Consider the following 21,155-nt stretch of genomic DNA (forward strand, 5'->3'; position numbering starts at 1 on the left):
CGGCTCAGCCCCCCGTGCCCTCGCGCCGCGCGCTCTCCGGCGGCAGGCGCAGGTGGGCGAGGTCGTCGGGCACGGGGCCCGGCGGCCTCGCCAGCGGGGCGACCCGCGCGTCGACGTCAGTGGCCGGGGCGTCCTCGATGCGGAAGCGGTGGCGCAGCCGCTGGTAGAAGTCGACGGGCGCGAGCCGGATCAGCGGCAGCCGGTAGCGGCCCGCGTACACGGCGATCCAGTCGCCCGGGTCGAGCACGCCGCGCAGCTGGCCGTCGATGCTGAGGGCGGCGGCGCCCGAGTGCGGCAGGACCCGCAGCGCCACCGGCTCGTCGGGGGCGGCGACGACCGTGCGGTCGAAGCTCATGTGCGGGGCGACGGGCGTGAACACCACGGCGTCCATGTGCGGCGAGAGCACGGGCCCGCCGGCGGCGAAGCTGTAGGCCGTGGAGCCGGTCGGGGTCGCGACGATGACGCCGTCGGCGGAGTACGAGGCGAACAGCCGGCCCGCGAGGTAGACGCCGATGCTGACCTGGCGGTCGCGGGCGAGCTTCTCCAGCACGATGTCGTTGAGCGCCATGGTGTCGAGGGCGACGCCCCAGTCGTCGATGCCACCCGCGTCCTCGCGCACGTCGGGCGGCGGGAGCGCGGGAGCGCGCCCGTAGCGCAGGAACGCCTCCATGCGGGAGGGGATGCGCAGCGGCCGCGAGGCGCGCAGGGCGAGCGTCATCCGGCGCTCGACGATGGCGCGGCCCTGGTCGACGGCGTCGAGCGCGGGCACCGCGTCCTCCGCGGGCACCTCCGTGAGGAAGCCGACCGTGCCGAGGTCGACGCCGAGGACGGCCGCCTCACCCTTCGCCGCGATCCTGGCGCCGCGCAGGAAGGTGCCGTCGCCGCCCAGGGTGACGACGAGGTCGGGGTGGCCGGCGGCGGCCTGCTCGGCCTTCTCCCCGTGCCGGGGCCTGTCCCGGTCCCACACGTCGATCTCGGTGCACTGCACGCCGTGCAGGGCGCCCCAGGTGTGGACGGCCGCCGCGACCTCGGCCGCCTCCCTGCGGCCGTGGTGGACCACGAGCCCCATCCGCTTCACCGTCATCCGTGCGCTCCCCTGGCGAGAGTGGGTGTCTCCTGGCGGGTGCCGCCCTCCCACTCTGCCCCCTCACCGGGCCGGGGGCAGGCGGTACGGCGAGGGCCCTTACACTCCGAGCCCAGGCACGTGTCGCGCCACCCCGGCGTTCGTTCACTATGCCGAACGGGACTTTTCCGCCGCCCGTACGCTGAAGCGAACGCGCCCGACCGCTCTAGGAGTACCGAGTGAAGCCCGCCAACAGTTCCGTCAGGGATGTCCTGGCCGCCAATCTGCGGCGGGAGCGCACGCGCCGCGGCCTGTCGCTCTCGGAGCTGTCCCGGCTGTCGAAGATCGGCAAGGCGACGCTCTCCCAGCTGGAGTCCGCGACCGGCAATCCGACGATCGAGACGGTCTTCAGCCTGTCGCGCGCGCTGGAGATGCCCATCTCCGACCTGCTGGACACGCGCCACGCCGACACGGTCACGGTGGTGCGCGCCGCCGAGGCCGACGTGCTCAGCGGGGAGGGTGTGGACCTGCGCCCGCTCCAGCGGATCGAGACCGGCGGCGTGATCATGGAGCTCTACGACCAGCAGGTACGCGAGAAGGCGCGCCAGCCATCGCTGGGGCACGCGGGGACCGAGCACACGGTGGTGCAGAGCGGCACCCTGGCGGTCGAGGTGGACGGGCACCGGGTGGAGCTCGGTCCCGGCGACTACGTGTCCTTCGACGCCTCGCTGCCGCACTGCTACGCGGCGCCGGAAGGGCCGGTGCGCTCGGTGCTGCTGCTGCACTACCCCTCGGGGCTGCGGGAGGCGCAGGACCCGCGCAACGCGCCGCACTGAGGCGGGCGCGGCGGCCCGCAGGGCGGGGCCGCGGCCGGGGCGGGCGCGCACGCCAGATCGCCCGTACGGGCGACGGGCGGGCGACCGTTGACACCCCCCGGTGGGCGACCTAGTCTCATGTCGTTCGCTTTACAGAACGAGGAGGACGGGTGGACCGAACGCGCGTGGTGATCCTCGGCGCCGGCATCGTCGGTTCCGCCTGCGCACGCGAGCTGTCCCTCGCGGGGTTCGACGTGCTGGTGGTCGACCGCGGGGGCGCCGCCGCCGCGACCACGTCGCACGGCGAGGGCAACATCCTGGTCTCCGACAAGGGCCCCGGCCCCGAGCTTGAGCTCGCCCGCTGGTCGAGACGGCTGTGGCCCGAGGTGCTCGCCTCCCTCGGGGACGCGGCGGAGCAGGCCGAGTGGCAGCCCAAGGGCGGGATCGTGGTCGCCACCACCGATGCGGGGGCCGCGGGGCTCGTGCCGTTCGCCGAGGCCCAGCGCGCCGCGGGGGTGCGCGCCGAGCCGCTCGACGCGGACGCGCTGCGCGCCGCGGAACCGTATGTCACCCGCGACCACACGGCCGCCGTCTCCTATCCGGAGGACGCCCAGGTGCAGCCGGCGGGCGCGGCCACGGCCCTCCTCTCAGGCGCCCTCGCGGCCGGTGCGGCCCTGCGCACCGGCCGCGAGGTGCTCGGCGGTGTGGAGCGCGGCGGCCGTCTCACCGGCGTGCGCACGACGCACGGCACGCTGGAGGCCGACGTCTTCGTCAACGCGGGCGGCCCGTGGGCGGGCGAGCTGGCCGCCAGGCTCGGCGCGCCCGTCGACATCAGGCCGCGGCGCGGCGAGGTGCTGGTGACGGCGCCGCTGCCGCCGACGGTGTTCCACAAGGTGTACGACGCCGACTACGTGGGCGCGGTCGGCAGCGGCGCAGGCGACCTGCAGACCTCCGCGGTGGTGGAGGCGACCCTCGCCGGCAGTGTGCTGCTCGGCTCGTCGCGCCGCCGCGTCGGCTTCGACGCGCGGACCAGGCCCGAGGTGCTCTCCGCGATCGCGGCGAAGGCGCTGAAGCTGTTCCCCTCGCTCGCCGGGGTGCCGGTGATGCGCGCGTACGGCGGCTTCCGCCCGTACGTCCCCGACCATCTGCCGGTGATCGGCCCCGACCCGCGGCTCGCGGGGCTGTGGCACGCGGGCGGCCACGAGGGCGCGGGCATCGGCCTCTCCGTGGCCACGGCGCGGCTGGTGCGCGCGCTGCTCGCGGGCGAGAAGCCCGAGGTCGAAGCGGCACCGTTCCGGGTGGACCGCCCGGCCGTGCTCGGCACGGTGGCCTCCGCGGACGCACCGCACGAGAGCGCGCAGGCCGGGGGCCGCGCCGAGGAGGAAGCATGAGCGGCAGGCTCGTACCCGCCGGGTCCGACCCGGTGCGCCGCACCGAGCGGCCGTTGACGGTGACCGTCGACGGGCAGGCCGTGCCGGGTGTCGCAGGCCAGACCATCGCGGGTGTGCTGCTTGCCGCGGGGCGGCGCTCCTGGCGGGCCGGTCCTTCCGGCGCGCCGCGCGGTGTGTTCTGCGGGATCGGAGTGTGCTTCGACTGCCTCGTCACCGTCAACGGCGAGCGCGACGTGCGGGCCTGCGGGCGCCGGGCGTGCGACGGCGACGCGGTGGTCACGCAGTCGCGGCAGGCGCCGGGCGCGCCCGGCGCACGGAAGAAGGAGGGGCCGTGAGCCGTCGCCATGTGGTGGTCGTGGGGGCAGGACCCGCCGGGCTCGCGGCGGCCGACGCGGCGCTCGCCGCGGGCGCCCGGGTCACGCTGGTGGACTCGGCCGAGCAGCCGGGCGGCCAGTACCACCGGATGCTGCCCGAGGCGTACGAGGCGTCCAACCCCGAGGTGCTGCACCACGGTTGGGACGCCTTCCGACGCCGTGCGCACCGGGTGCTCGGCCATCAGCGGTGTGTCTGGCTCGCGGGCACCACGGTGTGGGCCGTCGAGCGCGAGGACCCCGAGGCGGCGCCGCTGCTGCACGTCATCGGCGGTGCGCCCCGCCGCAGGAGTGTCCTCGCCCCGGACGCGCTGGTCCTGGCACCCGGCGCCCACGACCGCGTACTGCCCTTCCCCGGCTGGGAGTTGCCCGGGGTCTTCACGGCGGGCGCCGCGCAGGCCCTCGCCAAGGGCGAGCGGGTCGCGGTCGGCGAGCGGGTCGCGGTCGCGGGGACCGGCCCCTTCCTGCTGCCGGTCGCCGTCTCGCTGCTCCAGGCGGGCGCGCGGGTCGCCGAGGTGCTGGAGGCCCGCAGGGGCGGCCCGGCGGCGCGCGGCTGGCTGCGCAGGCCGTGGGAGCTGGCCGCGCAGACCGGCAAGACCGGTGAACTGGTCGCGTACACGGCTGCCTTGGCGCGGGCCCGGGTGCCGTATCTGCTGGGCAGGGCGGTGGTCGAGGCGCGCGGCGACGGCCGGGTCGAGGAGGTCGTGAGCGCGCGGGTGCGGGACGACTGGTCGGTCGTGCCGGGCAGCGAGCGGGTGACGGCGGTCGACGCGGTGTGCGTCGGCCACGGGTTCACTCCGCGCCTGGAACTGCTGGTCGCCGCGGGGTGCACGGTGCGCGGCCGCACCCCCGCCGAGGTGTTCGCGACGGTCGACGGGGCGCAGCGCACCACGAGTCCCGGCGTGTACGCGGCGGGCGAGGTGACCGGTGTCGCGGGCGCGCCGGCCGCACGCGCCGAGGGCGCCGTCGCGGGCTGGCACGCGGCGGGCGGCGACCCGGCCGCCCGGCCGCTCGCCGCGCTGCGCCGCGCACGCGACCAGGGCCGCGCGTTCGCGGCCCGGCTTGCGGCGGCGCACCCGGTGGGCGGCGAGTGGCCCGGCTGGCTGCGCGACGACACCGTCGTGTGCCGGTGCGAGGAGACCGACTACGCGGCGCTGCGGGCCGCCGCGACGCACCCGGCGACCACCGAGGCGCGCGTGGCCAGGCTGGGCACCCGGGCGGGGCTCGGCCCCTGCCAGGGCCGGATGTGCGGGGTGACGGTCGCCGAGCTGCGCGCCCGGCTCGGCGCCCCCGACGCCGACCCTGCGGCCCCGCACCGCAGGCCGCTCGCCGAACCCGTACGGCTCGGCGAACTCGCCGCCCCCGCAAGGGAGGCCGCGCCGTGACCCCGGCCGCGCGGCCCGCGCGCCGGGATCCGCGGGCGGCCGCGCACCGCGGCCGACATCCCCGCGCCTGCCGCGCCGCGTGCGCCTGACGCGGCCCGCCCGAGCACCGCACTGTGCCCCAGTCCCCTGCCCCCTGACTCCGCCGCCCCTCCCCCTCCGTCCGTCCTCCTCTGTCCGTCCTCCTCTGTCCGTCCTCCTCTGTCCCGTCCGCCATCCCCCTGTGCCGTCCTGTGTCGTCCGCCTTCCCGAAGGAGTTCCCGCCATGGCCACCACGTCAACCGACAGCGTCCTGGGCGGCGTTGTCGTCGCCACCGCCCTCCCCTACCGCGAGGACCCGTCGGCGCCCGCCGGGCTCGCGGTCGACCTCGACCGGTACGCCGAGCACTGCGCCTGGCTCGTCGACAGCGGCTGTGACGGCGTCGGCCCCAACGGCTCGCTCGGCGAGTACTCGTCGCTCACCGACGAGGAGCGCCGCGCCGTGGCCCGTACGGCGATCGAGGCCGTCGCCGGGCGCGGCAAGGTCATCGTCGGTGTGCACGGCGTCGGTTCGCACCTCGCGGCGCGCTGGGCCGAGGCGGCGGCCGAGGACGGCGCCGACGGCGTGCTGTGCCTGCCGCCCACCATGTACCGCGCCAACGAGGGCGAGGTCGTCGCGCACTTCGAGGCCGTCGCAGCGGTGGGCCTGCCGGTGATGGTGTACAACAACCCCTTCGACACCAAGGTCGACCTGACGCCCGCGCTCCTCAAGGAGATCGCGCAGATCGACAACGTACGGGCCGTCAAGGAGTTCTCGGGCGACGTGCGGCGCGTGCTGGAGATCAAGGAGCAGGCGCCGGGGCTCGACGTGATCAGCGGCGCCGACGACGTCGTACTCGAAAGCCTGCTGATGGGCGCGACCGGCTGGTTCGCCGGCTTCCCGAACGTCTTCCCCGCCGAGTCGGCGCGGCTGTTCGAGCTGGCGCGCGCCGGGAAGCTGGAGGAGGCGCGGGCCCTGTACGAGCCGCTGGTCGCCGCGTTCCGCTGGGACTCGCGCACGGAGTTCGTCCAGGCCATCAAGCTGGGCATGGAGATGGTGGGCAGGTTCGGCGGCCCCTGCCGCCCGCCGCGCGGCCCGCTGGTGCCCGCCTTCCGCGAGCAGGTCACCGCCGACATGCGGCGCGCCATCGACGCGCTGGCCGCGCTCGGCGCCGAAGGACAGCAGGCCTGATGCGCAGCGTCCGCGCGCTGAGCGCCGTCGACTCGCACACCGAGGGCATGCCCACCCGGGTCGTCACCGGCGGTGTGCCGCCGGTCCCCGGCGCCACCATGGCGGAGCGGCGCCTGTACGCCATCGAGCACCTGGACGAGCTGCGGCGGTTCCTGGTGGACGAGCCGCGCGGGCACTCGGCGATGAGCGGTGCCCTGCTCCAGCCTCCGCTGCGCGAGGACGCCGACTGGGGCGTGCTGTACGTCGAGGTGAGCGGCTTCCTGCCGATGTGCGGGCACGGCACGATCGGGGTGGCGACGGTCCTGGTGGAGACCGGCATGGTGCCGGTCACCGAGCCGGAGACCGTCGTACGGCTCGACACGCCCGCGGGGCTCGTGGAGGCGAGGGTCGCCGTGCGCGACGGCGTCGCGGAGCGCGTCACCCTGCGCAACGTGGACGCCTTCGCGCTCGAACTCGACGCCGAGGTGGACGTGCCCGGGCTCGGGCAGGTCCGCTACGACATGGCGTACGGCGGGAACTTCTACGCCGTGGTCGACCTGGCGTCGATCGGGCTGCCGTTCGACCGGGCGCGCAAGGACGAGATCCTGGCGGCCGGGCTCGCGATCTCCGACGCGGTCAACGCCCGCAGCGCGCCGGTGCATCCGGCGGACCCGGCGATCAGGGGCTGCAAGCACGTGCAGTTCCTGGCCCCCGGGTCCGACGCGCGGCACTCGCGCAACGCGATGGCGATCCAGCCCGGCTGGTTCGACCGGTCGCCCTGCGGCACGGGCACGTCGGCGCGGATGGCGCAGCTGCACGCGCGCGGCGAGCTGCCGCTCGGCGCGGAGTTCGTCAACGAGTCGTTCATCGGCACCCGGTTCACCGGGCGCCTGCTGGCCGAGACGGAGGTCGCAGGGGTGCGCGCGGTGGTCCCCGAGTTCTCCGGGCGCGCGTGGATCACCGGCACGGCCACGTATCTGCTCGACCCGGACGACCCGTTCCCGCACGGCTTCGTGCTGTAGGCGCCGGAGCGGGCCCGGGGCCCACGGTGCCCCTTCGGAGACCGGGGAGGGCGGCGGGGCGGGTCACGCGGCACGGCGGGGCGCCCTGCCGGGCGCGCTGCTGTGGCGCGCGACACCGTCGGGACGGAGCACCGCGTCGCCTCCGACGGTGTGCTGGACCTGATGTGGTTCCCGGGCCGCCTGGTCGTCGCGGGCGCCGACACCCGCAGCGCGGTGGTGCGGACCCGGCCGGGCGAGGCGACCTGGGGACTACGGCTCGCCCCCGGCTTGGCGCACCGCGCCGCCCGGTGGGGGCGAGGGGGTGCGGCGCCATCCGTGGCTCGCGGCCGCGACCCGGTACTGCTTCGACGCCATCGGCGGGATGGAGGAGGCGCCGTCCGCCACGCGCCAGGGCCCGGGCGCCCGCTGCGGGCCCTGCTCGATCCGCGTGCGGTCTCGGACGACCTGGACCGGCTCGCACGGGCGCAGCTGCCGGACGGCGGGTGGCCCGTGGACTTCGCCGCGCACTCCGAGGCCGCCGCGCTCGAATGGCGGGGCCGTGCCACCCTCGCCGCGGTCGAGGTGCTGCCGGACAACGGGCGCTGACCGGGCGGGGGCCGACGCGCCGCGGCAAGGTCCCGTTCACCGGGTGGTCGCGGCGGTGCGCCAGTGTTCGTGCGTTCACCGCACACCCGGGAGGGGACGAACATGGACACAGCGAACGGTGTGGAGCCGCGGGACGAGGCGCAAGGCGGGGGGCTGTCCCGCCGCCACGCGATCGGCCTGTTCGGCACGGCGGGCGCGGGCGCCGCCGCCGTACCGCTGCTGGGGTCCGCACCCGCGGCCGCCGCCCCGCAGCACGCGGCCCCCGCCTTCCACCCGTCGCCCGACTCCGGCGGCGCCTGTCCCGTGCAGGGCCTGCACCTGACCTTCGGCGCCGACCCGAGCACGCAGATGACCGTGTCGTGGCTGACGGACGGCGCGGTCAAGCGGCCGCGGGTGCTGTACGGGACGCTCGACCACGGCCTCGGGTCGAGCGCCGCCGCCGTGACGCGCACCTACCGGGACGGCAGGTCCGGCCGGACGGTGTACGTGCACCACGCGGAGCTGGCGCGGCTCTCCCCCGGCACCGACTACGTGTACCTGGTCTCGCACGACGGCGCGGCCCCCGACAGCGGCATGTTCAGGACCGCGCCGCGCGGCCGGGCGCCGCTGACGTTCACCAGCTTCGGCGACCAGTCGGCGCCGCAGGTGACCTGGGCGGCGGACGGCACGGTGGCGCTCGACGCCAACTCGACGCCCGCCACGAAGGACATCGTCACCGGCATCGAGCAGGTCGCGCCGCTGTTCCACCTGCTCAACGGCGACCTGTGCTATGCGAACCTGGACGTGGACCGGGTCCGCACCTGGAACAACTTCTTCACCAACAACACCCGTTCCGCGCGGTTCAGGCCGTGGATGCCCGCGGCGGGCAACCACGAGATCGAGGCGGCCAACGGCCCCATCGGACTCGGCGCCTACCAGACGTACTTCGACCTGCCGTCGCGGGAGACCGACCCGGAGCTGAAGAACCTCTGGTACGCGTTCACGGCGGGCGCGGTCCGCGTCATCGTGCTCCAGAACGACGACCTGGCCCTCCAGGACGGCGGCGACGTGTATGTGCACGGCTATTCGGGCGGACGCCAGCTCGCCTTCCTCGAAGCCGAGTTGAAGAAGGCCAGGGCGTCACGTGACATCGACTGGGTCGTCGTCGCGATGCACCAGGTGATGATCAGCTCCTCCGACGCCAACGGTGCCGACCTCGGGCTGCGGCAGGCGTACGGGCCGCTGTTCGACACGTACGGGGTCGACCTGGTGGTCTGCGGCCACGAGCACAACTACGAGAGGTCGCTCGCGGTGCGCGGGGTGGTCGCGGGCAGCGAGACGCTGACGCCGAACCCGGCGTCGCACCGCACCGACTCGATCGACACCTCCCAGGGCACGGTGCACATGGTGCTGGGCGGTGGCGGTGTGTCCGGCACCACGAACCAGTCGTTCTTCAAGGACGGCACGGCCAAGGTGCTGACCGCGGTGTCGGCGACGGCGGGGCCCGACGGCAAGCGGGCACCCACCTACGTGCGGGAGCAGGCCGTCTGGATGGGCAGCAGGGACGTCGAACACCCCTACGGGTTCGCGGCGTTCACCGTCGACCCGGGACGCCACCCGGGTGACACCACCACGATGCACGTGACGTACTACAACGTGAACAAGCCGGGCGGCGAGCTGTCGGTGTTCGAGCGGTTCACCCTGCACCGCAAGCGGTCGGACGGCCACGGCCACCGCTGAGCCGCGCACGGCGCCGCGGCCGCCGGGAGGAGGGAAATTCCGGCGGCCGCCGGTGTGTTCAGCGGGCCTGCACGGCGCGCAGGGCCCCGCCGAGCCCCGCTGCGGCCTTCGCGTCGGCGGCGGGCGCCGCCGCGCGGGTCCACTCGCCGTACGGGTCGCGGCTGCCCTCGGCGCCCTCGGTGACCACGGGCGGCGCGACGCCGCGTGCCGGCGCCCGTCGGGTGGCGGGGGCCGGCACGCGGTGCGGGAGGGCCGGTCAGCGGGCCGTGAAGGCGCCCTTCTCCTTGAGCAGGCCCGTCAGACGGGTGAAGACGTGGTCGCCCTCGTGGAGTCCGTCGTGCTCGTACTCGTTGGTGACCCAGGCGTGCGTGTTGCCGACCCGGTCCGCGGTCTCCAGCTGGAGCCCCGAGTCGACGTACATGTCGTCGAAGTAGACCGCGGCGGCCACCGGCACGTCGTTGGCGGCGAGCCTGCCGAGGTCGTAGAGTTCCGGCCACTCCTCGCGGGCCGCCATCAGCTCGACGGCGGGGCGGAACGGCCGCAGCGCCCTGATCTCCTCGAACATCCAGGGGTACATCATCTCGCCGGTGAAGAGCAGCGGCCTCGCGTCCTCGCCGAACTGCGGCCTGAGGGCGCGCTCGCGCTCGGCGGCCCACCCGGTGGGGCCGTTCCCGCCGCCGGCGTAGATGGACTCCTGGAGCGCCGCGAACAGCGGGTTGGTGTCGAAGGCCGTACGGTCCCTGACCCCGGCGAGGAACGTGTCCGTGAGCCGCTCGCCGCCAGGACCTTCGGCGAACGCCTCGTCGAGCAGCCAGTGCACCCGCTCGTACCCCGGCTTCATGCCGAAGTCGAGGCCGAGGGTCTGCAGCCGCCTGACGGTCAGCGCGTCGCCGTCCGGCAGGGTGACGCCGCCGGCGGCGAGGCGGTCGGCGATCCTGGCGACCAGGCCGGTGTCGTGCGGGTAGCGCTCGCGGTAGGCGCGGTTCTTCGCCTCGACGCGCGGATAGGTGCACCGGTAGACGGCGTCGGCGCTCGGGGTGACGGACGCGAGGCCGCCGGTGACCAGGCAGGCGTGCAGCCCCTCGGGCGCCTGCGAGAGGTAGGTCAGGGTGAGGAAGCCGCCGTAGCTCTGCCCGAGCGTGGTCCAGGGCCGTCCGCCGAAGACCGTCTTCCTGAGGTGCTCCGCGTCGGCGACGATCGCGTCGGCGCGGAAGTGCGCGAGGTACGCGGCGCCCGCCTCGCCGCTGCCGAGGGCGCTCATCACGGCGCCGTCGACCGGCGTGCTGCGGCCGGTGCCGCGCTGGTCGAGCAGGACGACCCGGTGGGTCCTGAGCGCCGCGCCGATCCAGCCGACCGCGGCCAGGGGACGCGGCGACTTGCCGCCGGGGCCGCCCTGCAGGTAGGCGAGGTACGGCAGGTCCTCGTGGCGGCGCTCCGGGTCGGCGAGCTCCCTGGCGAAGACCTTCAGGGTGGCGCCTTCCGGGTCCCCCCAGTCCAGTGGCACGTCGACCAGGTGGTCCCGCACGTGGATCCCGGGCAGTGTGTATTCGGCTGTGATCATCGTGGTCACCTTCCCACCGCGTAGCCCTGCATGCCGCGGGGGTTGGCCGCGGCCTTGAGCCAGCCGTCCTCGCGCGCGACGGCGCTGACGTGGCCGAGCGACCAGCTGTCGCCCGTGTCGGCGAGGTGGCCGCGCCTGCGCAGCTCCGCGACGACGGCGGGGTCGTGCCGGTCTTCGAGCAGGATGTGCCCGGGGTGGGTGTCGCGCGGGTAGAAGGAGTTCGGCATGTGGGTGGTGTGGAACTCGGGGAAGTCGACGGCCTCCTGGAGGTTCATACCGCCGTGCACCACGTTGAGGAAGAAGTGCAGCGTCCACTGGTCCTGGAAGTCGCCGCCCGGGGTGCCGAAGGCGAGCCACGGCTTGCCGTCGCGCAGCGCGAACGACGGGGTCAGGGTGGTACGCGGACGGGCGCCTGGGCGCAGCGAGTTGGGCAGGCCCTGCTCGACCCAGAACATCTGGCCGCGGGTGGAGAGGCAGAAGCCGAGCCCCGGCACGGTCGGCGAGGACTGGAGCCAGCCGCCGCTGGGCGTGGCGGAGATCATCATGCCGCCGCTGTCGGCGACGTCGAGGTGGCAGGTGTCGCCGCGCACCTCGCCGGAGGCGGCGACGGTGGGCTCGCCCGCACCCGCGGCGACGGTCGGCTCGCCCGCGCCCGCGGTCGTGGGCCCGTCGGGGTAGTCCGGGTAGTGCGGCAGGCGGGGCGTGCGGCCGCCGGGCGCGCCGGGGCGCAGTTCGAGCGAGGCGGTGTCCGTGATGAGCTTCCTGCGCTCGGCGGCGTAGGGGCGGCTGAGGAGGTCGCCGAGTGGCACGTCGGTGAAGTGCGGGTCGCCGTACCAGGCCTCGCGGTCGGCGAAGGCGAGCTTGCCCGCCTCGACGACGGTGTGCACCCAGTCGGCCGAGCCCGGGCCCATGGCCGCCAGGTCGTACCCTTCGAGCAGGGCGAGCTGCTGGAGGAAGACGGGTCCCTGGCCCCAGGGCCCGGTCTTGCAGACGGTGTGGCCGTGGTAGTCGAAGGTGACGGGCTCCTCGACGGCGGGCTCCCAGGCGGCGAGGTCGTCGGCGGTCAGCAGGCCGCGGTGCGGGGTGCCCGAGGTGTCCATCACCTCGGTGCCGCCGCAGTACGCGCCGATGGCGTCGGCGACGAACCCCTTGTACCAGGCGTCGCGCGCGGCGCGGATGCGCTGCTCGCGGGTGCCGCCCGCGGCCTCGGACTCGTCGGCGATGCGGCGGTAGGTGGCGGCGAGCACGGGGTTGGTGAAGTGGCTGCCCGCCTCGGGGACCCGGCCGCCGGGCAGCCAGGTGGCGGCCGAGGTGGGCCAGTGGGTGCGGAACATGTCCGCGACGGTCTCCAGCGCCGATGCCACCCGGCCGAGCAGCGGGTGGCCCTTGTCCGCGTAGTGGATGGCGGGTTCGAGGACGTCCCGTACGGACCAGGTGCCCCAGCGCTCCAGCAGGAGCAGCCAGGCACCGAAGGACCCGGGCACCACGTTCGGCAGGAAGCCGGTGCCGGGCACGATGTCGAGGCCGAGCGCGGCGAGCGCCTCGCCGGTGGCCGCGGCGGGGGCGGTGCCCTGGCCGCACACGACGTGGACCTTCTCGTCCTCCGGGTCGAACAGCAGGATCGGCACGTCGCCGCCGGGGCCGTTGAGGTGCGGCTCCACCACCTGGAGGACGAAGCCGGCGGCGACGGCGGCGTCCGCGGCGTTCCCGCCGCGCTCCAGGACGCTCATGCCGGTGGCGGAGGCGAGCCAGTGGGTGGAGGCGACCATGCCGAAGTCGCCCACGAGTTCAGGACGTGTGGTGAACAACGCTGTTCCTTCCCTGGGTGATGTCGGGTCCGCCGGTCTCGGCGTCCACGAGATGGCACGAGACCGGGTGGTCGGCCGCCGTCACGCCGGTGAGCCGGGGGGTCTCGGTGCGGCAGCGGTCCACGGCGGCCGGGCAGCGCGGGTGGAAGGCGCAGCCGGGGACGCGGGCGGACTGGCTCGGCAGGTCGCCGCCGAGCACGATCCGCCCGGTGGCCCTGGTGCCGCTCGGGTCGGGCACGGGCGCCGCGGACAGCAGCGCCTGGGTGTAGGGGTGCTGGGGGTGCGCGAAGAGTTCTTCGCGGGTGGCGGTCTCCACGATCCTGCCGAGGTACATCACGGCGATGCGGTCGCTGATGAACTCGACGACGGACAGGTCGTGCGTGATGAACAGGCAGGAGAAGCCCAGGTCGGACTGGAGGTCGAGGAGGAGGTTGAGGATGGATGCCTGGACGGAGACGTCCAGCGCGGAGACGGGTTCGTCGGCGACGACGAGCCGCGGGTTCATGACGAGGGCGCGGGCGAGCGCGACGCGCTGGCGCTGGCCGCCGGAGAGCTCGTGCGGGAAGCGGCTCGCCATCCGGGCGCGGAAGCCGACGCGTTCGAGCATCTCGGTGACGCGGCGGCGGCGCTCGGCTGGGGTGCCCTCGCCGTGCCTGCGCAGCGGCCCGCCGACGATGTCCCCGATCTTCATCCGCGGGTCGAGGGAGGAGTAGGCGTCCTGGAAGACGACGTGGACGTCCCTGCGCAGGGGCCGCATCTGCCGCCTGCTGACGGTGGATATGTCGCGGCCGAGGAGCTCGATGCGCCCGGCCGTGGGCTCGGTGAGCCGGGAGACGCACTTGCCGACGGTGGACTTGCCGCTGCCCGACTCACCGACGAGGCCGAGGACTTCACCCTGCCCGATGCGCAGGTCGACCCCGTCGACGGCCCGTACGGGCCCGTTCCTGCGGGCGGCGCGCGAGCGGCCCGGGTAGTGCTTGACGAGGCTCTGGACGTCGAGGACGGGGCCGTCGTCGTCGCGCTGCGGTGTGTCGTTCATGCGGTCTCTCCAGGGCCCGGGTGGTGGCAGGCGACCAGGTGGTGTCCGGCGACGGCGCCGAGCGCGGGCCGGTGCGCCGAGCAGTCGGCGGTGGCGCGGGTGCAGCGCGGTGCGAACTGGCAGGCGTCCGGGTCGTCGGTGGGCGGCGGCACCATGCCGGGGATCTCGGTGAGCCTGCGGCGACCGGTGACGCGGACGGCGCGGGCGGGCAGGGCGTTCAGCAGGCCCAGTGTGTAGGGGTGTTGCGGTTCCTCGAAAAGCTCCGTGGCCGGCGAGTGCTCGACGTGCCGGCCCGAGTACATGACGACGACGTGGTCGGCGACCTCGGCGACCACGCCGAGGTCGTGGGTGATCAGCACGACGGCGGTGCCGAGTTCGTCGCGCAGCCTGCGGATGATGTCGAGCACGGCGGCCTGGATGGTGACGTCGAGCGCGGTGGTGGGCTCGTCGGCGATGAGCACCTTCGGGTCACAGGCGACGGCCGTCGCGATCATGACGCGCTGCCGCATGCCGCCGGACAGCTCGTGCGGGTAGGCGCCTGCCCGCTGCCGCGCGTCGGGGATGCCGACGAGTTCGAGGAGTTCCACGACGCGCTCGCGCACCTGGGCCCGGCTCTTGCCGGTGTGCCGCCTGATCACCTCGCCGATCTGCTTGCCGACCGTGTAGGCGGGGTTGAGCGAGGTCATCGGCTCCTGGAAGACGACGGAGATGTCCTTGCCCCTGATGTCCTGCATGCGCTTCTCCGACAGCGCGGTCAGGTCGGTGCCGTCGAGGAGCACGGATCCGCCGATGGTGGCGCTGGTGTGGTCGAGCAGTCGCGGGATGGCCATCGCGGTGGCGGTCTTGCCGCAGCCGGACTCGCCGACGAGGGCGAGGATCTCGCCGCGGTCGAGGGAGAACGACACGTCCTTTGCCGCGTATACGGGACCGTCCTCGGTCCTGTACTGGACCCGCAGGTCCCTGACTTCGAGGAGTGGCATCACAGCTCCCTGGGGTCGAGCACGTCGCGCAGGCCGTCACCGAGGAGGTTGAAGCCGAGCGTGGTCAGGGCGATGGCGACGCCCGGGAAGACGGCGAGCAGCGGGTCCTGGGCGAGGAACTGCTGGGCACTCGTCAGCATGACGCCCCACGACGCCTGCGGCGGCTGGACGCCGAGGCCGAGGAAGCTCAGTGCGGCCTCGCCGAGGATCCCGGCGGGGATCGCGACGGTGGCCTTCACGATGAGGGTGTTCGTCATGTTCGGCAGGATGGACCTGCCCATGATGGCGAGGTCGCCTGTTCCGTCGGCGACGGCGGCCTGGACGAAGTCCTGCTGCCGCAGGACGAGCGTCTCACCGCGTACGACGCGGATCACGGAGGGCACCTCGGCGACGGCGAGCGCGATGATCACATTGCGCAGGGACGGGCCGAGGATCGCGGCCATGCCGACCGCGAAGATCAGGTAGGGGAACGACAGGACGACGTCGGTGAGCCGCATGAGCACCGAGTCGGTCCAGCCCCTGAAGTACCCGGCGGCGAGGCCGAGCGGCACGCCGACGGCCATGGCGAGCGCGGAGGACACCACGCCGGCGAGCAGCGAGACGCGGGCGCCGCCGCAGATCCGGGAGAGGACGTCGCGGCCGAGGTCGTCGGTGCCGAGCCAGTGGGCGCCGGTGGGTCCCGCCAGGATGTCGGTGAGTCCGAGCTTGGTCGAACTGCCCGCGACGAAGGGCCCGATGAGGGCGACTCCGAGGAAGACGAGCACCATGACGGCGCCGATCACGGCCATCCTGCGGCGCAGCAGGCGGCGCAGGGTGCGGCGCCAGGAGACCTGGGGCGGCGCCTCGTCGGCGGCCGCCGGGGCGTCGGCGGCCGCGGGGCTCGCGGTGTCGACTGCTGCTTCGTTCACTGGGAGCCTCCAGCCATCCGCAGGCGGGGGTCGAGATAGGCGTAGGTGATGTCCACCAGGAGGTTGATCACCACATAGCCGGCGACGGTGACCAGGACGGCGCCCTGGATGACGGGGTAGTTGCGGGACGAGACCCCGTCCACGATGAGCTTGCCGAAGCCGGGGATGACGAAGATCTGCTCGGTGATGACGGCGCCGCTGATCAGACCGGCCAGTTGGAGGCCGACGACCGTGGTGACGGTGGTGAGGCTGTTGCGCAGGGCGTGCCTGATCTGCTGGGCGCGGGAGAGGCCCTTGGACTTCGCGGTGCGCACGTACTCCGCGTTGAGCTGGCTGAGCAGGGAGGAGCGGGTCTGCCGCATCACGACGGCGGAGAGGCCGAGGCCGAGCACGAGGACGGGCATCACCATGCGTTCGAGGTTGCCGACGGGGTCGTCGGCCAGCCCCACGAAGCCGGACGCGGGCAGGACGTGCCAGTGGACGGAGAAGACGACGATGCCGAGGAGGCCGAGCCAGAAGTGCGGCACGGAGAGGCCGAACAGGCCGAACCCGTTGGCCGCGTAGTCGAGGGACGTGCCGCGGCGCACCGCGGAGACGATCCCGGCGAGCACACCGACCAGCACGCCGACGAGGATGGCGAGGAAGGTGAGTTCCAGGGTGACGGGGAGGCGCTCGCCGAGCACCTGGGTGACGGGTGCCTTGTCCTGGGTCGAGGAGCCGAGGTTGCCCTGCAGGGCCTGGCCCATGTAGTGCAGGTACTGCAGGGGCAGCGGCTGGTCGAGCCCGAACTGCCTGCGGATCGCCGCGACGGCCTGCGGGGTGGGGCTCTCCCCCGCGAGCACGGTGGCCGGGTCGCCGGGCAGGGCCCGTACGCCGAGGAACACCGCGATGCTGGCGAGGAAGAGCGTGACCACGGCCGCGCCCGTGCGTCGGAGTATGAACTCAATCATGTGGCATGCGGATCTTCCTGGGAGGGCGGCGGGTCAGGGGGTCAGGTACGCGGTCTTGAACCGGGGGATGCCGTCGGGCGGGTAGACGACGCCGTGCAGCTTGTCGGTGGTGCCGACGAACCAGCGGTCGTGGTACAGGTACAGCAGGGGCCGCTGCTCGCCGACGCGCTTGACGGCGGCGCCGTACAACTCGGCGCGCCGTGCGGTGTCGGTGGTCCTGGCGGCCTCGGCGATCAGCCGGTCGACGGTCTTGTCGTCCGAGCCGGAGAAGTTGTTGGAGCCCCCGGTCGTGATGATGTCGTTGGTGTCGCCGTCCGGGTCGACACGGCCCGACCAGCCTTCGAGGAAGGTGTCGAACTGGCCCTTGCGTGCGAGGTCGAGACCTGACACGAGGTCGATGGGGCGCACACTGACCTTGAAGCCGACGTCGTTGGCCATCGACTGCACGACCTGTGCCTCGCGCTGGCTCGCCGCGCCGGTCGGCACCATCAGCTCGACCGGTACGGGCGTCTTCACACCGGACTTCTTCACCAGGGCGCGGGCGGCGTCCGGGTCGAAGGGGGTGCAGGCGGTCTTGGTGTGCAGCGCGCTCTGCGCGGGCAGTGGGCCGCAGTCCGGCACCATCTGGCCGTTCCACACGGACTGGTTGAGGGCGTTCCTGTTGATGCTCATCTCGAACGCCTCGCGCAGGTCGGCGGAGTGGCTGAGGGCCGTCTTCGCGTTCTTGCGGACGTTGATGGAGAGCGACTGGTAGGCGATGGTGTCGGAGTGGAGGACCTTCTCGCCCTTCTCGTTCTCCAGGTTGACCGCGTCGCTCGGGTCGAGGTGCTCGGCGGCCTGGACGTCGCCGGACTCCAGATTGGCCGTGGCCACGCTGGAGTTGGTGATGAACTTGTAGACGATGCCGTTCAGCCTGACCTTGTCACGGTCGTAGTAGTCCTGCGATTTGACGAAGGACAGCTCGTTGCCCGAGACGCGGCTCTTGAAGGAGAACGGGCCGACGCACACCGGCGCGGTGCCGAAGTTGTCGCCGAGCTTCTTGAGCGCGGTCGGCGACATCACCAGGCCCGAGCGGTCGGCGAGTTGGGCGAGCAGGGGCGCCGAGGGGTGCTTGAGCCGCAGGCGCACGGTGTCCTGGTCCTTCACCTCGACCCCGGCGACCGCGTTGAGCTCGCCCACGCGCGCGGATGCCTTCATGGTGAGGTCGCGGTCGAGTGTGGTCTTGACGGCGGCCGCGTTCAGCGGCGTCCCGTCGTTGAACTCGACGCCCTTGCGCAGCGGGATGTCCATGGTCCTGCCGCCGTCTGACATGACGGGCATGCCGGCGGCGAGCTGCGGGACGATCTTGAGGTTCGCGTCGACGTCGTAGAGCTTCTCGCAGAAGCTGGTGAACACCAGGCGTGCGGCGAAGGTGTTGGCGAGCGTCGGGTCGAGGCTGTCGGGCTCGGTCGGGGTCGAGACGACCAGGACGCCGGAGCCCGCGTCGGCGGTGGTCCCGCCGCCGGGGGTGGAGCAGGAGGAGAGCAGCAGGACTGCCGCTGCCGCGGTGGCTCCCGCGGCGAAGGTGCGTGGACGCATGAGTCCTCGATGGGTTGCGCGTGGGCAGGGATCGGGCCGGGCCCGCGCCCCGGGCGGACGGTGGGGTCGAGCCGGTGGACCTGGTGGGGCCACCGGGTTCCGCGAGGTCTGGCGGGCCCGGCGTGGCCGGTGCGACTGGCGTGGCCGGTATGGCCGCGGGTGCGGCGGTGTGGACGGCCCGTTGGGCGGGTGGCGGTGTCGCCGGGCCGTGCGGGGTGCGGCGCCGTTGGACGGTGCCGCGCTGCCGGTGGTCCGACGGCGCCGCGGGGGTGCGGGCGCCGCGTGGCGGAGTCGCGGTACGCGGGCGGTGGGTTCGGCGTGCCGCGGGTACGGCGGGGCGGCCGGCGGTGGCCGGGCCGGCCGGGAGGCACACGGGACGAAACGGGTCTGCGGGCCGCCGCGTGCCGCGGGCCGCGGACCGGGGTGTCAGGGGCGGCGCATCCAGCCTTCGAGCCCCGCGGCGTCCAGCGGCAGCGCGTCGGAGAGCACGTCGGAGCCGTCCGCGGTGACCAGGACGTCGTCCTCGATGCGCACGCCGATACCGCGCAGCTCCGGTGGGACCGTCAGGTCGTGGGCGTGGAAGTAGAGGCCGGGCTCGACGGTGAGCACCATGCCGGGCGCCATCGCCCGGCCGTGGTACGACGCGTAGCTGGAGCGCGCGCAGTCGTGGACGTCGAGGCCGAGGTGGTGGCCGATGCCGCAGACCAGGTAGCGGCGGTGGTGCTGGCCCCGGTCGGAGAGCGCCTCGTCGACGGAGACCGGGAGCAGGCCCCAGTCGTGCAGGCCGTGCGCGATCACCTCCATCGACGCGTGGTGGAAGTCGGTGAAGGGCCGGCCGGGACCGACGGCCGCGAGGCCCGCCCGGTGGGCGCGCTCCACGAGGTCGTGGACCCGGCGCTGCACCGGCGAGAAGGTGCCGGAGGCCGGGAACGTGCGGGTGACGTCGGCCGTGTAGTGGCTGCGGGCCTCGACCCCCATGTCCAGCAGGAGGAGTTCGTCCTCGGCGACGGGGCCGTCGCAGCGCACCCAGTGGAGCGTGGGCGCGTGTCTGCCGCTGCCGACGATGGTCGCGTAGCCGGGGCCGTTGCCGACGGTGCGCGCGTGCCGGTCGAAGGTGCCCTGGAGCCAGCGCTCGCCGCCGCCGCGCACGGCGGCGGGGATCTCGGCGGTGACCGCGGCGAAGCCCTCGACGGTCCGGTCGACGGCCTCACGCAGCCGGGCGATCTCCCAGTCGTCCTTGATCATCCGCAGGTCGGCGAGGGCTCTGCCGAGTTCCTCGGACGGCGCGCTTCCCGCCGCGGCGACCAGGTCCTGGCCGGGGGCGCCTGCGAGGAGGGGCTGGTGCAGCCGGCCGAGGGCGGCCGGCAGGTCCGCGGCGTCGTGCACGTCGATGCCGAGGGCGTCGCGCCAGTCGGCGAGTCCGGGCACGGGACCCACCCACAGCTCGCCGTGGGCCGCGTCGGTGAAGAAGGCGTGTCCGCCGGGCCGGTGCGGGGCGGGCAGGTAGAGGGCCGCGTCGTGCCCGGCGCCCGCGGGCGTCAGCACCAGCGCGGCGCGCTCCACGGGCGCGCCGGTCAGCCAGAGGAAGTCGCTGTCGGCCCTGAAGTCGTAGTACGTGTCGTTGCTGCGCACGGGCGCGGTGCCGGAGCCGACGACCAGGGCCCTGCCGGGGTACAGCGCGCTGAGCAGTTCCCGGTGGGCCGCGGCCGCCTCCACCGCGCCGGGCACCAGCTCGGGCGTGCGGTCGGCGTCGGCCCAGCCATCGGCCATGAGGCTGACGAATGAGGGCAGTTCGCCCAGCCGGGGCAGCCGGGGAGGTGCCGTGGAGATGCGTTCGTTCATACCGAATCCGCCCTTCGGTGCAGTGATCCTTCGGGGGCTGCCGTGGCGGACGATCAGGTGTCCCCCGCACGCGTTCTCGTACATGGAACCGAACTGCTTGTGTTCCATAGAGCGAACACCCAGAAACTAGGCCACCGCCCAGGGGGTGTCAATGCTCCTGCCACGCGGAGTTCGCCGGGCGGAAGTGCGCACGTCAGCGACGGCTCATACGGGCGGGGCCGCGTGGGGGCCCGGGTCAGTGGGGTGCGTCGGCCGGGGCCTTGGCGTCCGCGCGGTGGTTGATGAGCAGCACGGACCGCACGGGCCCGGCGGGCGCGGCGTACGCGTGCGGCGCCGACGCGTCGAAGGAGACGTAGTCGCCGGGTCCGAGTTCGACGCGCACCCCGTCCACGTCGACATGGAGCACGCCCGACTGCACGACGGTGTGCTCGGTCCCCCCGTGTCCCAGGGACTCCTGTCGCGCTCCCGCCCTGACCTGCTGGTCGTAGAGTTCGCAGATCAGCCCGCCGCTCTCGATCCTGCCGTACGGGCGCAGGTCGACGCCCTCGCCGACGAGCGGGACCGCGTCGGCGCCCCTGATCACGGTCATGCCCTGGTGCGGGCGCGGTTCGAGCAGCGCGGAGATGGGCTCGCCGAAGGGCGCGCGAGAGACTGAAGACGGTCTCGATGGTGGGGTTGCCGGTGCCGGACTCCAGCTGGGAGAGCGTCGCCTTGCTGATGCCGGAGAGCCGTGCGGCCTCGGAGAGCGACACACCCCTGCGCGCCCTCGCGGCCTTCAGATTGGCGGCGAGCAGGTCCCCGACGGACCCCTCGTGCGGCTCGGTGCGCACCGGTCGACACCCCCCCCTTCGTTCGCTCGACGGTGTCGCCGCGGCGGCAGCGGCCGAGCCTGAGGAGCATCTCGTCGACCTGTTCGACCATCGCGTCGGTGGTCTCGACCCGGGGGCCGAGG

The 21,155-nt window shown here is 74.0% G+C and carries 19 protein-coding genes and 1 pseudogene; 8 read left to right on the top strand and 12 right to left on the bottom strand.

Features of this window, described 5'->3' with window-relative positions:
• Positions 1-4: 4 nt before the first annotated feature.
• Positions 5-1,084 carry an NAD(+)/NADH kinase gene (locus AB0910_RS14520; protein ID WP_366744925.1) on the bottom strand — a complete coding sequence of 360 codons (1,080 nt, stop codon included), beginning with the start codon at positions 1,082-1,084 and terminating at the stop codon, positions 5-7.
• Between the two features lie 218 nt (positions 1,085-1,302).
• Here AB0910_RS14520 and AB0910_RS14525 point away from each other — a divergent pair, with 218 nt between their 5' ends.
• The 8 genes from AB0910_RS14525 to AB0910_RS14560 all read left to right on the top strand — a co-directional run bounded on the left by AB0910_RS14525 (position 1,303) and on the right by AB0910_RS14560 (position 9,537).
• A complete protein-coding gene (locus AB0910_RS14525; protein WP_366744926.1) occupies positions 1,303-1,899 on the top strand; it encodes an XRE family transcriptional regulator in 597 nt (198 codons plus the stop codon).
• Positions 1,900-2,048: 149 nt separating this feature from the next.
• Entirely contained in the window at positions 2,049-3,269 is a 1,221-nt protein-coding gene (locus AB0910_RS14530) for an FAD-binding oxidoreductase (protein ID WP_366744927.1), read from the top strand.
• A complete protein-coding gene (locus AB0910_RS14535; protein WP_366744928.1) occupies positions 3,266-3,604 on the top strand; it encodes a (2Fe-2S)-binding protein in 339 nt (112 codons plus the stop codon). Before AB0910_RS14530 ends, AB0910_RS14535 begins: the two co-directional genes overlap by 4 nt.
• A complete protein-coding gene (locus AB0910_RS14540; protein ID WP_366744929.1) occupies positions 3,601-5,025 on the top strand; it encodes an FAD-dependent oxidoreductase in 1,425 nt (474 codons plus the stop codon). Before AB0910_RS14535 ends, AB0910_RS14540 begins: the two co-directional genes overlap by 4 nt.
• 262 nt (positions 5,026-5,287) lie before the next feature.
• Positions 5,288-6,232, top strand: a complete 945-nt coding sequence (locus tag AB0910_RS14545; RefSeq protein ID WP_366744930.1) for a dihydrodipicolinate synthase family protein — start codon at positions 5,288-5,290, stop codon at positions 6,230-6,232.
• Complete coding sequence (locus AB0910_RS14550) at positions 6,232-7,233, top strand: proline racemase family protein (RefSeq protein WP_366744931.1); 1,002 nt, start codon at positions 6,232-6,234, stop codon at positions 7,231-7,233. The genes AB0910_RS14545 and AB0910_RS14550 overlap by 1 nt, the downstream gene beginning before the upstream one ends.
• 102 nt (positions 7,234-7,335) lie before the next feature.
• Positions 7,336-7,818 carry a hypothetical protein gene (locus AB0910_RS14555; protein WP_366744932.1) on the top strand — a complete coding sequence of 161 codons (483 nt, stop codon included), beginning with the start codon at positions 7,336-7,338 and terminating at the stop codon, positions 7,816-7,818.
• A gap of 102 nt (positions 7,819-7,920) precedes the next feature.
• Positions 7,921-9,537: a metallophosphoesterase family protein gene (locus AB0910_RS14560; RefSeq protein ID WP_366744933.1), complete on the top strand. Its 1,617-nt coding sequence runs from the start codon at positions 7,921-7,923 to the stop codon at positions 9,535-9,537.
• Positions 9,538-9,595: 58 nt separating this feature from the next.
• Here the strand turns inward: AB0910_RS14560 and AB0910_RS14565 are convergent, their stop codons facing one another.
• From AB0910_RS14565 to AB0910_RS14615, 11 genes and pseudogenes are all read right to left on the bottom strand, one after another.
• Positions 9,596-9,724 carry a hypothetical protein gene (locus tag AB0910_RS14565; protein ID WP_366744934.1) on the bottom strand — a complete coding sequence of 43 codons (129 nt, stop codon included), beginning with the start codon at positions 9,722-9,724 and terminating at the stop codon, positions 9,596-9,598.
• Positions 9,725-9,793: 69 nt separating this feature from the next.
• On the bottom strand, positions 9,794-11,098 hold the full coding sequence (locus AB0910_RS14570; protein ID WP_366744935.1) for an alpha/beta fold hydrolase: 1,305 nt from the start codon (positions 11,096-11,098) through the stop codon (positions 9,794-9,796).
• Positions 11,099-11,103: 5 nt separating this feature from the next.
• Positions 11,104-12,906, bottom strand: coding sequence for a gamma-glutamyltransferase family protein (locus tag AB0910_RS14575; RefSeq protein ID WP_366744936.1), 1,803 nt, complete (start codon positions 12,904-12,906; stop codon positions 11,104-11,106).
• Positions 12,887-13,945: an ABC transporter ATP-binding protein gene (locus tag AB0910_RS14580; protein WP_366744937.1), complete on the bottom strand. Its 1,059-nt coding sequence runs from the start codon at positions 13,943-13,945 to the stop codon at positions 12,887-12,889. Before AB0910_RS14580 ends, AB0910_RS14575 begins: the two co-directional genes overlap by 20 nt.
• Complete coding sequence (locus AB0910_RS14585; protein WP_366744938.1) at positions 13,942-14,925, bottom strand: ABC transporter ATP-binding protein; 984 nt, start codon at positions 14,923-14,925, stop codon at positions 13,942-13,944. The genes AB0910_RS14580 and AB0910_RS14585 overlap by 4 nt, the downstream gene beginning before the upstream one ends.
• Positions 14,925-15,833 carry an ABC transporter permease gene (locus AB0910_RS14590; protein WP_366744939.1) on the bottom strand — a complete coding sequence of 303 codons (909 nt, stop codon included), beginning with the start codon at positions 15,831-15,833 and terminating at the stop codon, positions 14,925-14,927. The genes AB0910_RS14585 and AB0910_RS14590 overlap by 1 nt, the downstream gene beginning before the upstream one ends.
• Positions 15,830-16,783, bottom strand: a complete 954-nt coding sequence (locus AB0910_RS14595) for an ABC transporter permease (protein WP_366744940.1) — start codon at positions 16,781-16,783, stop codon at positions 15,830-15,832. Before AB0910_RS14595 ends, AB0910_RS14590 begins: the two co-directional genes overlap by 4 nt.
• Before the next feature lie 33 nt (positions 16,784-16,816).
• A complete protein-coding gene (locus AB0910_RS14600) occupies positions 16,817-18,361 on the bottom strand; it encodes an ABC transporter substrate-binding protein (RefSeq protein ID WP_366744941.1) in 1,545 nt (514 codons plus the stop codon).
• 426 nt (positions 18,362-18,787) lie between these two features.
• Complete coding sequence (locus AB0910_RS14605) at positions 18,788-20,203, bottom strand: aminopeptidase P family protein (RefSeq protein WP_366744942.1); 1,416 nt, start codon at positions 20,201-20,203, stop codon at positions 18,788-18,790.
• A gap of 235 nt (positions 20,204-20,438) precedes the next feature.
• Complete coding sequence (locus AB0910_RS14610; protein ID WP_366744943.1) at positions 20,439-20,792, bottom strand: cupin domain-containing protein; 354 nt, start codon at positions 20,790-20,792, stop codon at positions 20,439-20,441.
• A 100-nt stretch (positions 20,793-20,892) separates the two neighbouring features.
• Positions 20,893-21,033 (bottom strand): annotated as a pseudogene (locus tag AB0910_RS14615) (helix-turn-helix transcriptional regulator); the annotation flags it as partial.
• Between the last annotated feature and the right edge of the window lie 122 nt (positions 21,034-21,155).

The organism is Streptomyces sp. NPDC047002 (assembly GCF_040704505.1).
Taxonomy (GTDB): Bacteria; Actinomycetota; Actinomycetes; order Streptomycetales; family Streptomycetaceae; genus Streptomyces.

Bases quoted from the DNA above. Each gene is read 5' to 3' on its own strand.
- AB0910_RS14600 (WP_366744941.1), bottom strand. From the start codon at position 18,361: ATGCGTCCACGCACCTTCGCCGCGGGAGCCACCGCGGCAGCGGCAGTC.
- AB0910_RS14570 (WP_366744935.1), bottom strand. From the start codon at position 11,098: ATGATCACAGCCGAATACACACTGCCCGGGATCCACGTGCGGGACCAC.
- AB0910_RS14585 (WP_366744938.1), bottom strand. From the start codon at position 14,925: ATGCCACTCCTCGAAGTCAGGGACCTGCGGGTCCAGTACAGGACCGAG.
- AB0910_RS14605 (WP_366744942.1), bottom strand. From the start codon at position 20,203: ATGAACGAACGCATCTCCACGGCACCTCCCCGGCTGCCCCGGCTGGGC.
- AB0910_RS14545 (WP_366744930.1), top strand. From the start codon at position 5,288: ATGGCCACCACGTCAACCGACAGCGTCCTGGGCGGCGTTGTCGTCGCC.
- AB0910_RS14535 (WP_366744928.1), top strand. From the start codon at position 3,266: ATGAGCGGCAGGCTCGTACCCGCCGGGTCCGACCCGGTGCGCCGCACC.
- AB0910_RS14595 (WP_366744940.1), bottom strand. From the start codon at position 16,783: ATGATTGAGTTCATACTCCGACGCACGGGCGCGGCCGTGGTCACGCTC.
- AB0910_RS14580 (WP_366744937.1), bottom strand. From the start codon at position 13,945: ATGAACGACACACCGCAGCGCGACGACGACGGCCCCGTCCTCGACGTC.
- AB0910_RS14610 (WP_366744943.1), bottom strand. From the start codon at position 20,792: ATGACCGTGATCAGGGGCGCCGACGCGGTCCCGCTCGTCGGCGAGGGC.
- AB0910_RS14550 (WP_366744931.1), top strand. From the start codon at position 6,232: ATGCGCAGCGTCCGCGCGCTGAGCGCCGTCGACTCGCACACCGAGGGC.
- AB0910_RS14520 (WP_366744925.1), bottom strand. From the start codon at position 1,084: ATGACGGTGAAGCGGATGGGGCTCGTGGTCCACCACGGCCGCAGGGAG.
- AB0910_RS14560 (WP_366744933.1), top strand. From the start codon at position 7,921: ATGGACACAGCGAACGGTGTGGAGCCGCGGGACGAGGCGCAAGGCGGG.